9 protein-coding genes are annotated in these 11,370 nt (G+C 47.0%); 6 read left to right on the forward strand and 3 right to left on the reverse strand.

Annotated features, from left to right (window positions below; all coding sequences use genetic code 11):
• Window positions 1-188: 188 nt before the first annotated feature.
• Window positions 189-2,108, reverse strand: a complete 1,920-nt coding sequence (locus tag H8S65_RS17545) for an AAA domain-containing protein (protein WP_186931160.1) — start codon at window positions 2,106-2,108, stop codon at window positions 189-191.
• Between the two features lie 135 nt (window positions 2,109-2,243).
• Between H8S65_RS17545 and H8S65_RS17550 the strand changes: the two genes are divergently transcribed.
• From H8S65_RS17550 to H8S65_RS17565, 4 genes are all read left to right on the forward strand, one after another.
• On the forward strand, window positions 2,244-2,909 hold the full coding sequence (locus H8S65_RS17550) for a YMGG-like glycine zipper-containing protein (protein ID WP_186931161.1): 666 nt from the start codon (window positions 2,244-2,246) through the stop codon (window positions 2,907-2,909).
• A 93-nt stretch (window positions 2,910-3,002) separates the two neighbouring features.
• Window positions 3,003-4,295 carry an L-cysteine desulfidase family protein gene (locus H8S65_RS17555; protein ID WP_186931162.1) on the forward strand — a complete coding sequence of 431 codons (1,293 nt, stop codon included), beginning with the start codon at window positions 3,003-3,005 and terminating at the stop codon, window positions 4,293-4,295.
• Between the two features lie 10 nt (window positions 4,296-4,305).
• Window positions 4,306-5,361 carry a winged helix DNA-binding domain-containing protein gene (locus H8S65_RS17560; protein WP_186931163.1) on the forward strand — a complete coding sequence of 352 codons (1,056 nt, stop codon included), beginning with the start codon at window positions 4,306-4,308 and terminating at the stop codon, window positions 5,359-5,361.
• Window positions 5,362-5,705: 344 nt separating this feature from the next.
• Complete coding sequence (locus H8S65_RS17565) at window positions 5,706-6,917, forward strand: peptidase associated/transthyretin-like domain-containing protein (RefSeq protein WP_186931164.1); 1,212 nt, start codon at window positions 5,706-5,708, stop codon at window positions 6,915-6,917.
• A gap of 7 nt (window positions 6,918-6,924) precedes the next feature.
• Here H8S65_RS17565 and H8S65_RS17570 read toward each other — a convergent pair whose 3' ends face one another.
• On the reverse strand, window positions 6,925-7,851 hold the full coding sequence (locus H8S65_RS17570) for a magnesium transporter CorA family protein (RefSeq protein ID WP_186931165.1): 927 nt from the start codon (window positions 7,849-7,851) through the stop codon (window positions 6,925-6,927).
• A gap of 407 nt (window positions 7,852-8,258) precedes the next feature.
• On the reverse strand, window positions 8,259-9,602 hold the full coding sequence (locus H8S65_RS17575; protein WP_186931166.1) for an MATE family efflux transporter: 1,344 nt from the start codon (window positions 9,600-9,602) through the stop codon (window positions 8,259-8,261).
• Between the two features lie 122 nt (window positions 9,603-9,724).
• On the opposite strand from H8S65_RS17575, the gene H8S65_RS17580 reads away from it, so the two are divergent.
• Both H8S65_RS17580 and H8S65_RS17585 read left to right on the forward strand, forming a co-directional pair.
• Window positions 9,725-10,663, forward strand: coding sequence for a tyrosine-type recombinase/integrase (locus H8S65_RS17580; RefSeq protein WP_186931167.1), 939 nt, complete (start codon window positions 9,725-9,727; stop codon window positions 10,661-10,663).
• A gap of 439 nt (window positions 10,664-11,102) precedes the next feature.
• A complete protein-coding gene (locus H8S65_RS17585; RefSeq protein WP_186931192.1) occupies window positions 11,103-11,288 on the forward strand; it encodes an HU family DNA-binding protein in 186 nt (61 codons plus the stop codon).
• Window positions 11,289-11,370: the final 82 nt, after the last annotated feature.

Genomic DNA, 11,370 nt, shown 5'->3' on the forward strand with positions numbered 1-11,370 from the left:
AATGATTTTGTCCATATTTTTTGTTTGCACTTATAATATAGACTTTTATTTTTTAAGCTGTGCTCTTTTATTAATCAAATACACTAAAAGCAGCCATACAGCAAATGTGAACAAGACCCATTCGAAATAGATGCGGTAGTAGTTTCGATTTGGACCAATGTCTTTTTTATGAATATGACAATAAGGGGTCATGGCGGAGGAAGGGGGTGAACGTCAACCACCTGTCCGTTCCGTTGGATATACTCATATAATTCTTTGTAGAAAGCATGCCGTGTCAGTGTCGGGGCGTCTCCCAAGATCATCAGTTTCATGCGGGCGCGGGTGATGGCGACATTCATGCGGCGCAGGTCGCCGAGGAAACCGATTTGCCCTTTGTCGTTGGCGCGTACGAGGCTGATCATGATCACGTCGCGCTCCTGTCCCTGGAAGCCGTCTACGGTGTGGACGGTTATCAGGCGGCGGAAGGGTTTGAAGAAAGCGTTGCGCTTGATCAGTCCGCGGATATACTGAACCTGCGATTTGTAAGGCGAGATCAGGCCGAAGTCGATGCTTTCGTCCAGGACCCGCTCTTTGCCGATCTTTTCGATATACTTCTGCAAAGTCGAGACAAGCAATGCCGCTTCATCCTTGTTGATACGGCTCATGCTGTCGGTGAGCCGGTCTTCCTCAAAATGGCAATCCGCCGTGTCGAGCCAGACGACAGGCGTATCGAATTCCAAGATGCCGCGATGCTTGACTTCCGGTGCGGATTGCAGCTCGTCATGGTAGAACCAGCGGGAAGGAAAGCGCATGATGTCCTCGTTCATCCGGTACTGTGTTTTCAAAAGCGAGACGGTTTCGGGTTTCCGGTCGGTTATTTTTTGCATCAAGGTGTGATCCAAGCCGCCGCGTGCCGCTTCCATACATTTAATAGTAGGAGGGAGTTGGTGATGGTCGCCCGCCAAAATGACCCGGTCCGCTTTGCCGATCGCAATCCAGCAGGCGGCTTCGAGCGCCTGGGCGGCCTCGTCGATAAAGAGAGTCGTGAAGTTACGGTTGGTCAACACCCGGTTGGCAGAACCGACCAGCGTGCAGGCTACGACACGCGCCTCGTCGAACAGTTCCGTGTCGATCTTCACTTCCAGTTCCGTTGCCCGGAAACGGAGGCGGGAGAGGCGGTTGCGGGCCGTTTCTTTTTCACTGTGGCTCTTTTTGCGGAGGTTGGATTGTATTTCGCGGATCGCCTTGCGGATTCCCCATAATTCGGCATAGTCGGGATGCGACTCGAAACGCCGTTCGTATGTGAAGGAAAGCATCTTGTCGTTTACCCGCGTCGGGTTGCCGATACGCAGGACGTGGATGCCGCGATCGACCAGTTTTTCGGATATCCAGTCAACAGCCGTATTGCTTTGGGCACAGACCATTACCTGGTTCTCCCGGTGCAAAGTCTCGTATATCGCTTCTACCAAAGTGGTCGTTTTGCCGGTTCCGGGAGGACCGTGCACGATCGACACATCCTTTGCCGCCAATACGTGGTTGACCGCCTCCTCCTGCGATACGTTCAGCCAGGGAAAGCGCACGGGGAAAAGCGTGCGCCGGGCGACGGGGATTTTGCCTAACAAGACGTCCCGCAAGTAAGCTAACCGGTTTCCTTTCGCCTGGATAACGGCAGACAGGGCGTTGAACATCGTCTTGTAGCTGGTCTCGTCGAAATAAAGCTGGACGCCGATCTCGCCTGCCTTTTGCAGGTCGAACAGTGCGGAGGGTGAAGGAAGCACGACAACCATCCGGTCGTCTTCCACATAACTGATGACAGCCGAGAAGTTCAAATATCCGGGTTTTCCACCTCCGTTTGTCGTGAAGAAGCAGACCGGACGGCCATATTCGAAATTGTGTTCGATCTCCTTGTCCTCCCGCCGTTCCACTTCGACGACAAACTGGTTCAATGAATTATAGTAACTCTTCCCCGGTACGACAGGATACCAGCAAAGCCCTTGCTGGATGCGGCGGTGTATGCCGGCCCGTTCGGTTTGCTGGCGGTACATCTCCTTTTCATATTCGAATTCTTTTTGCAGAAGATCGTACTGGTGTTGTAATTCTGCCGCCGGAGTCTTGAATTGAGTTGTCATCGTTTATTATTTAATCGGGCGCAAACTTACATAAAAAAACGCAATCGGATAGGGGTTTTTCTCCTTTCCGTTGTCATTAAGTCAAACGGATGACTATCTTTGTTTATTAATTTGGAAGGATTAAAATAGCTGAGTATGAAAAATAAAATTCTATGCGTGATTATGTCTTTGTTAATTCTGACGGGATGCGGATCGATGAAGAATATGAGCCGGGAAGACCGGGCAGGCGTAGGAGCCCAGATCGGAGCCTTTGTCGGGTGGCTTTTCGGCGGGGCGGTCGGACATGCTATAGACGATGATATCGGGGGTGACATAGGTGCGTTTGTCGGGACGGCGGTCGGAGGAATCGCCGGTGCGCAGATCGCAGCAAATACAGGCGACGAGGTAAGAGTGGAGAAGAGGAATCCGGGAAATTATACGCCGTCCTCGCATGTTCTGCTTCCCGATTTGCAGATCGAAGACATCCTGCTGGAAGAGGACAGCGTCACCCGCGATAACAAGATCAATGCAGGCGAAACCTGCCGTATCTCCCTCGTGATCGTGAACAACAGCTTTCAGGATGCTTTGGACGTGGAACCGATAGTGAAGGTCAAGAAGGGCAAATACCTGAAACTGTCCGAACCGGTCAAGATTGCCAAAATCACCCGCGATGACCGTATCACCTATAACGTCACGGTGCAGGCCTCCCCGAAGTTGCGTACGGGCGAAGCTGTGTTCAGCGTTCACCTGAAAGAGGGGCGGGGCAATGGCACGGAGGAGGAAACGTTCACGGTCGAAACTGTCGGCAACGATGATAAATAGCGGATTGTGGTATAATTTTCAATTTTCAACTCTCAATTTTCAATTAATAAACTACCTTTGCCGGATAAAGTCGAAGAAAAAAAGATCTATATCATGGATAAAACAACTCAAACACAAATCATCAAACTTATACATCAGGAAGTGATTCCCGCTATCGGCTGCACGGAACCGGTTGCGGTCGCACTGGCTGCCGCCAAGGCTGCCGAGGTTTTAGGCTGCAAGCCGGAGAAGACGGAAGTATTCCTGAGTGCCAATATCCTGAAGAATGCGATGGGCGTCGGAATACCCGGAACCGGAATGGTCGGGCTGCCGATAGCGATCGCTTTGGGCACGCTGATCGGCAAGTCCGCATACGGCCTTGAAGTCTTGCGCGACCTGACACCGGAAGCGCTCGCCGAAGGAAAGCAGGTGATCGAAGATAAACGGATTCATATCGCTTTAAAGGAAAATGTCGACAAGCTCTATATCGAAGTGGTTTGTTCCGCCGGAAATGAAACTTCGCGGGTGATTATCTGCCATGAACATACGAATATCGTGTATGTGGAGAAGAATGGCGCTGTCCTGACAGACCGGAGGAAAGAAGGCGTTGCCTGCGATGCTTCGGACGATGAAGGCGAACTGAGGCTTTCTTTCTCTACCGTGTATGAGTTTGCGATGGAAATGCCGCTCGACGAGATCCGTTTTATCCTGAAGACTGCCGATCTGAACCGGAAAGCGGCCGAGGCTTCCCTGAAGGGGAATTTCGGCCATACGGTTAGCAAGACCGTTTCCGGCGCATACGGACGTAAATATATGGGCGATTCAGCCTATACCCACATGTTGGCTATGACGGCTGCCGCCTGCGATGCCCGCATGGATGGCGCCATGATCCCGGTGATGAGTAACTCAGGCAGCGGAAACCAGGGGATTGCCGCGACGCTTCCCGTCCTCTCTTTTGCCGAAGATATCGAATGCACGGAAGAACAATTGATCCGCGCCCTGATGCTAAGCCATCTGATGGTCATCTATATCAAACAGAGCTTAGGACGCCTGTCCGCTCTTTGCGGTTGCGTGGTGGCCGCTACGGGAGCCAGTTGCGGCATTACCTATCTGATGGGGGGCGATAAGGTGCAGGTTTCCTATGCGATCAAGAATATGATCGGCAACATCACCGGCATGATCTGCGACGGGGCTAAACCCAGTTGTGCCATGAAAGTTTCCAGCGGCGTTTCGACCGCGATGTTGTCCGCACTGATGGCAATGGAAAATAAGGTGGTGACTCCGGTCGAAGGCATTATCGATGAGGATGTCGACAAGTCGATCATTAACCTGACTTCTATCGGTTCCAAAGGTATGGAAGCCACCGATAAGTTGGTGTTGGATATTATGACCGGAAAATCCTGCTAACAATAAGAATATGCTGACCGATATCCGCCTGTTAAGCCAGCAATTGGCAAAACCCCGGTTCAAGAGTCCGAAGGAAGTGGTTGCCTGGATGGGAGCTATCCAGGCACAGGAGTATGCGATGGCGAAATGGGCGGTCGGAACCCGCTTGAAGTCTTCTTCGTTGCAGGCGGTGGACGATGCGCTTGCAAAGGGGGAAATCCTGCGTACCCATATATTACGACCGACCTGGCATTTCATTGCAGCAGAGGATATCCGCTGGATGTTGCAATTGTCGGGAGGCCGTATACGGACGGCTTTCGATTCTTATGCAAAAAGCCGGAAGATGGAGATAACCGGAAGTTTCTATGCGAAAGGTTGCAGATTGCTGGAACAATTGTTGGGCGGGAACAAGAGCCTGACAAAACAGGAGTTGATGGATGAGTTCGGCCGGGCAGGGGTCGAGGCAGACAATCACTTGATACATTATTTTCTGGTCCGTGCCGAAACGGATGGCCTTGTATGCAGCGGGGTAGATAAAAACAAGAAGCCGACCTATGCTTTGTTGGAAGAACGTGTGCCTCCGGTGAAAGAACTCAACCGCGAAGAGGCGCTCGCCCGGTTGGCTACCCTATATTTCCAAAGCCATTCTCCGGCTACATTGCCCGATTTTGTCTGGTGGTCCGGTTTGACGACGACTGAGGCGCGGCAAGCGGTTGCATCGATCGGAACCGATCTGCTTGCCGAAAAGTTTGATTCGGAAACCTTTTATCTGCATGTCTCCTGTGACTTGAAGGCCCGTTGCCGGAAAGTGTTGCATCTGTTGCCCTCGTATGATGAATATCTGATCAGTTATAAAGACCGGACGAGCGTTATGCTACGCGAACATCATCCTAAGGCATTCAATACGTACGGCATCTTTTACCCCGTGATCCTGTATAATGGCCGTATCATCGGCAACTGGAAAAAAGATTCGAAGAAGAAAGCTCCTGTTGTCGAAACTTCTCTGTTCGATGAATCCTTCGATCTCCCGGAAGATTTGCTGAAAAAGGCAGCCGGTTATTATTGCTCTTTCCACACCAAAAAGTAGGGATTCCACACTCGATTGTGGAATTTTTACACACTTTCCCCAATCCGTTCCACACCTCCCTGATTTCTTCTGTATTATGTGTGTCGCTTTTATTGGCTTGTATATCAGTATCTTATTTTAAAAAGTATTCCCTTTCTCATTTCTGGCACGTCCTTTGCAACTTATTTATCAGAATTAGATATTATCCTTCCCGAGATATTGTTTTCTGATTAGATATTTGATTAGAAAAAGCTTATCGATTTTAAATCCGCTTCGCCTGTGAAGGTAAAGCGGATTTTTTATTGGTAAACAAGGAATTAATAAATAATCTTTGCTAATTTTACAGGATATATAAATCTATTATTATGAAATCAGAGAAAATCCTGATATCCATCATTCTTTCCATGTTCTTCGCAAACATAGGTTTGGTATCTTGTAGTAAAGAAAATACATTGGAGATTGTCAAAAATCCTTTGGAAGAGGAAGTTTATTATATCGTAGGCAAATTGAATCAGGAATATATGCCTGTGGAAGATGTTGCTGTGAGCGCTTCCGGCGTCACGGTCAAAACATCGCAAGATGGCATGTATCAATTGCCTGTGAAAAAGAAAGGAGATTATGTCGTATCGTTTACGAAAGACGGATATATACCGCTGACATCATCTGTCACGATTCCCGGAAATATGCATACCGGGAGTACTGTCTCCTTGCCTTTACAAATGACTAAGAAAAACGCAACGATTACAATAGACCCATCTAAAGATACGGTTATTATTTATCCGGGAGCCGATAAACTTACTTCTATAATATTTCCGGCGGGTATAACTAATAAACCGATTGAAGTTTCTGCAACAGAGTTTATAAATGGGGCAATGGAAAATGCTAAACGTGCAAGTTTTTCCACCTTTGAATTGGAAATATCTGGGATGGAGGGCACTTTGCCTGTTGAAATAAAAAATCAGGCGCATCCTCTCATTCGCGTCGGAAATATTGTTCAGTATGCCGAAATAGACGGGCAGTGGACCCTGTTAGGAGATGTTTCCACTTTTGATTGGGGACAGAATGTTCTTAAGACAACCATACAATCCTCTTATGTGAAACATTCCATAGGCCCTGTATTTGAAATAGTTTCCACCGATACGTCTTTAGAGAGCTTGGGCGAAGTCACGATCGATAATTTAGGCAATTTATCATCTAAAGAGGTCGAAGTCATGGTCAAACAAAAAATGGGTTGGGACATTACAACGAATATGGATGATTATTATTCAATTTACCCAGGGTTGGTTGATGACGACTGCAAATATACGACTGCTACTTTGTACAGGGTCTTGGCTTCCATTAATGGTTCTTTATTCGGAATAGATGAAACGGATCTCTCATTAGGCGTAGCCAAAGTGAGCGGAGATACCAAAATGGAAGTTAAATGTTTTGCACGTGTGGAAGATATAACGTTTAGATTCATATTATTCTTTCAAGGGATATGGGTTACTCATCATATCAGTATAAAAAAATATAGTGGCGTCAATGTTGAGTTTGATTACCAGTATGGCCCTAACCACACTGGTAATCAAGAATAGTTTGTTTTTAGAACCATTTTATCTTCTTGAAAATAAAGAACGATAAGGCCGACAATGTGATAGAGACAATGACGATGACGGCAAAACCGTATGGCATGTTCTCACCGTAGATCGGGACGTTCATACCGTAGAAGCTGGCGATGAGAGTGGGGACCATCAGGATGATGGAGATGGAGGTCATGCGCTTCATGATGGTGTTCACGTTGTTGGAGATGATGGAGGCGAACGCGTCCATCGTGCCGGTCAGGATGTCGCTATAGATATTGACCGTGAGATGTGCCTGTTTCAGTTCCGTTTCCACATCTTCCACCAGCTCGTTGTCCATATAAACCGGTTCCTGGAAGATGCTTTGCAGTTTGGTGAGCATCACTTCATTGCCACGGATGGAGGTGTTGAAGTAGACCATGCTCTTCTCCAACTTCATCAGGCGAAGCAGGTCTTCATTGCGGATACTTTTTTCCAGTGCTTTTTCGGCATGTGCCACCTCGTTGTTGATTTGTTTCAGATATTTCAGGAACCATACGGCGGACGAATGGATCAGCCGCAGGATCAGGTCGTATTTATGACGTACGACAACCTCTTTACGGCGGGTGTAGCGGATAAAGTCCGGTATCAGTTCTGTCTTATAATAGCAAACGGATATGATGATTTCATTGTTTGTCATAATCCCTAAAGGGATAGTCGTGAAAGGAATACCCTGTTCCTGGCTCTGCACCGGGATTCGAATGATGGTCAATAACCAATTCCCTTCGTATTCGATACGCGGGCGTTCGTCCGTATCGGCAATATCGCTTAAAAAAGATTCGGGAACATTGAATTGGTTTGTCAGGTAATGGATATCCTCCGGTGTAGGACATTCTACATTGATCCAGCTGTTTGGAAGCCACTGGTCTTTTTCCACAAAGCCGGCTTCACAATAAAGAAAAGTTCTCATTATTGCCTCCTTTCGTTTTTTTGTCAACGTACAGAGGCCTTACTGTTTTACCCCTGCGCGTTACGTGTTACTTACTGTTTCTGTTTCTCGCGGAATACTGTCGTCCATAATTTATCATTACTTTTTACGGCTGCAAAGATAGAAAAATCCGGCAATAGTCAAATCTCTTGGAATAGATGTTTTGACTGTTTCATCCTCTTGTTATGTCGATATTATACGAAATTGCACTCTCATAGTGCAATTTTATATACCATTTTGCACTGTCAAAGTGCAAAATTACTATCTTTGTCTGAGACAAGAAATAAACTTCAAGAGCATTTTAGTAAATTGTTGCAAGAGACTACAACCGGTTTTCATCGTTATATGACTATCCTATCTGTTCTCCAGTTATGTCTGTTCCTTTTTTGTCAAGCCCGTAAGGCTGCATATTTGCGGTAGCGGTAATAAGCGATGCCGGCCAAGTCGGCCAGGAACCAACCGATAGGAATAGACCACCAAATACCGGTGACCCCGATAGAAGGAATGGAGGCCAGCCAGTAAGAAAGAACGACACGTGTGCCTAAAGACAGAACAGTGAGCACGACGGACATTCCCGGCATACGGACGGCACGGTAATAACCGTAAAGGAGAAACAAGATACCGATACCTGAATAGAAAGCCCCTTCGATGCGTAGGTATTCTACTCCGATGCGAAGTATCTCGGTTTCATCCGGACGGACGAAAATAAGCATCAACGGCTTGGCAAAAAAGAAAACCAACAGCGAGATGACAAGGGAAAAGACGATCGTTATAAGAAATGCGCTGCGTACTCCCCGGCGTATGCGATCTCCTTTCCGCGCCCCGAAATTCTGGGCGACAAAAGTGGAAAAAGCATTCCCGAATTCCTGAACGGGCATATAGGCGAAAGAGTCGATCTTGACTGCCGCGGCGAATGCTGCCATGACAGCCGTGCCAAAACTATTTACCAACCCTTGCACCATCAATATGCCGAAGTTCATCACAGATTGTTGGATGCAAGTCAGTGTGGAGAAGGAAGTGATTTCTTTCAGGCTGGAACGGTCGAAGCGCATATCCTCCCGCTGCAACCGCAGTTCGGGACGTTTCTTGTAAGTATATAACAGAATGCCGGATGCTGCCGCTCCCTGTGCGACGACCGTTGCGACCGCTGCTCCTTCGATACCCCGGTCCAGGACGAGGATAAGGAACAAATCAAGCCCGATATTCAAAACAACCGATACGGCCAGAAACCATAGAGGTGTCACGGAATCGCCCACGGCGCGAAGCAATGCCGCATAAAAATTATACAGGAAAGTAAAGGCTATCCCCCAGAAAATGATCCATAGATAGCCGTGCATCAACGGATAAACATCACTGGGAACTTGCAACCATCGCAAAATCGGATCGAGCCAGAGGAACGCCGCCCCATTCAACAAGACGGTCACCGTGCCGATCAACAGGAAAGAAACATAGACGCTACGTCGCAGGGCAGGCAAGTTGCCGGCTCCGTATTGCAGCGAGAAAACCGTACCGCTCCCCATCGACAACCCCAGCAGGATAGAGATAAGGAAAACCATCAGGGTATAGGCGGAACCGACCGCGGCCAACGCATTTGCACCGATACATTGTCCCACGATCAGCGTATCGGCTATGTTATAGCATTGTTGCAAAAGCGACCCTGCCAGCATCGGCAATGTGAATTGTAGCAGGGTGGTGGTTATGCCTCCTTGTGTAAGGTCTCCTTTCCGTAACATTATCAGCTCTTTTTATCCGTATAATTTTGTATGAATTTGCAAAAGTACGAATTTAATCAGATAACTATTCCTTCGGGTATCCTGTTGTATATTTACCTTTTTTAAAAAGAGGTGATTAGCTTATGGAAAAGAATGATTTTTATGAATTGATGCGGGAGCAGGAAAAGAAGAAGCGGGAGGCTGGTGCAGAGAGTACCGCTGACCTGTACCGGGCGGTGCGGAACCGCTTTTTACGTTTCTGCGGGAAGGAAACTTTTTCGTTTAAGGAATTAAGGCCCCTGCAAGTGACCGATTTTATGTCTTCCCTGAGAAATGAAGGTTTGTGTGTGAATACGGTAAACAGTTATATTAGCTGTTTCCGGTCCATGTATAACAAGATTTGCCGGAAAGCCCGTTATAAACCGAAGATACATCCGTTCGAAGGGATCCGGTTAAAGCGGGAAGAGACCGTGAAACGTGCCGTGACGGTGAAGGTGATGGAGATGATGGCCCGTCTGGATTATAAAGACTGTCCGGAACAAGCCCAGGCGGCGGGGCTTGCCTTGTTTAGTTTTATGGCTTGCGGGATGCCTTTTGTTGATTTGGTACATCTGACGAAAGATAATATTCAGAAAGGAGGACGTATTTTGACTTATCATCGGCAGAAGACAGGGACACTGATACAGATTCAGATCAGCACCAGCATGAAGTATCTGATCGACCGCTATGCGGATACGCGCTCTCCTTATCTTTTTCCGCTGTTGTCGAAGGAAACCAATCATGAGCAGTATAAAGCATTGCTTGCCGAATACAACCGGCAGTTGAAAAAGATCGGCGAACGTTTGCGGTTGCCTGTTCCGCTGACGAGCTACGTTTTCCGGCATACCTGGGCTTCGGAAGCCTACCGCCAACATGTAGCCGTGAATGTAATCAGCCAGGCATTGGGGCATACTTCCGAGAAAATGACTCATCATTATCTGGCAAGACTTGACCCGCGTGAGATCGGAAATGCGAATGAATTAGTAATAAATAAAGTGGAGAAATTGATAAGAAAGGAAAAGATACCCTTATTTATGATATAAGGAGAATCGACTGCTTTTTGATTCTATTACAGTTCTTTATGGATTAGTAATTCTCCTTGAATCAACAAATACATGGCAAAGGTCACAATAAAAAGTATGAAAAGCAAGAGATTTCTTATAATTTAAAAAAATAATCAAAGCCCCTTGACAATAATTCAACCAATGTCAGCCTAATCGCCTGTTTAATAGTACACTTGTTTTTTACAGGCATAAGACGGATCGGGACTGCCTTGCTTTTAATAATCCTTAGATTAAGGATATGAAATAAAAATCCCCTAATCTTTAAAATATTACATCAAAGTCAGTACGATATACCCTGTTCTTTGAGATCCCTTTTCTCGGATAGAGACCTGAAAACACTCATTACACCTTATATCATAAATAAGGGTAAAACAGGTATTTCCCGCCTCACCAACGGGCAACTTAAATTTAGAACATTATGGCTACCGAAAAAACGATCTTATCTATCGACTTGTACGACAATGTCCTGACCGAAGCCCCCGGCGATTACACCGGAAAAGTAAATATCACCGGTACGGTTCACATGATCCTCGGCCTTGCCGGCCAAAGGAAGATAAAAGCCATACTCAGTTGTAAAAGCGTCGTCGACGGGCATGCCCCCTAACATGAGAGGGGCGGTGTACTCTCGTACGAGAGGGGTAACCTCATGTAATAAATATTAAAGACATATTTCAATATTAATAACT

The organism is Parabacteroides hominis (genome assembly GCF_014287585.1).
Lineage (GTDB): Bacteria > Bacteroidota > Bacteroidia > Bacteroidales > Tannerellaceae > Parabacteroides > Parabacteroides hominis.

Bases quoted from the DNA above. Each gene is read 5' to 3' on its own strand.
- H8S65_RS17545 (WP_186931160.1), bottom strand. From the start codon at position 2,108: ATGACAACTCAATTCAAGACTCCGGCGGCAGAATTACAACACCAGTAC.
- H8S65_RS17550 (WP_186931161.1), top strand. From the start codon at position 2,244: ATGAAAAATAAAATTCTATGCGTGATTATGTCTTTGTTAATTCTGACG.
- H8S65_RS17555 (WP_186931162.1), top strand. From the start codon at position 3,003: ATGGATAAAACAACTCAAACACAAATCATCAAACTTATACATCAGGAA.
- H8S65_RS17560 (WP_186931163.1), top strand. From the start codon at position 4,306: ATGCTGACCGATATCCGCCTGTTAAGCCAGCAATTGGCAAAACCCCGG.
- H8S65_RS17565 (WP_186931164.1), top strand. From the start codon at position 5,706: ATGAAATCAGAGAAAATCCTGATATCCATCATTCTTTCCATGTTCTTC.
- H8S65_RS17570 (WP_186931165.1), bottom strand. From the start codon at position 7,851: ATGAGAACTTTTCTTTATTGTGAAGCCGGCTTTGTGGAAAAAGACCAG.
- H8S65_RS17575 (WP_186931166.1), bottom strand. From the start codon at position 9,602: ATGTTACGGAAAGGAGACCTTACACAAGGAGGCATAACCACCACCCTG.
- H8S65_RS17580 (WP_186931167.1), top strand. From the start codon at position 9,725: ATGGAAAAGAATGATTTTTATGAATTGATGCGGGAGCAGGAAAAGAAG.
- H8S65_RS17585 (WP_186931192.1), top strand. From the start codon at position 11,103: ATGGCTACCGAAAAAACGATCTTATCTATCGACTTGTACGACAATGTC.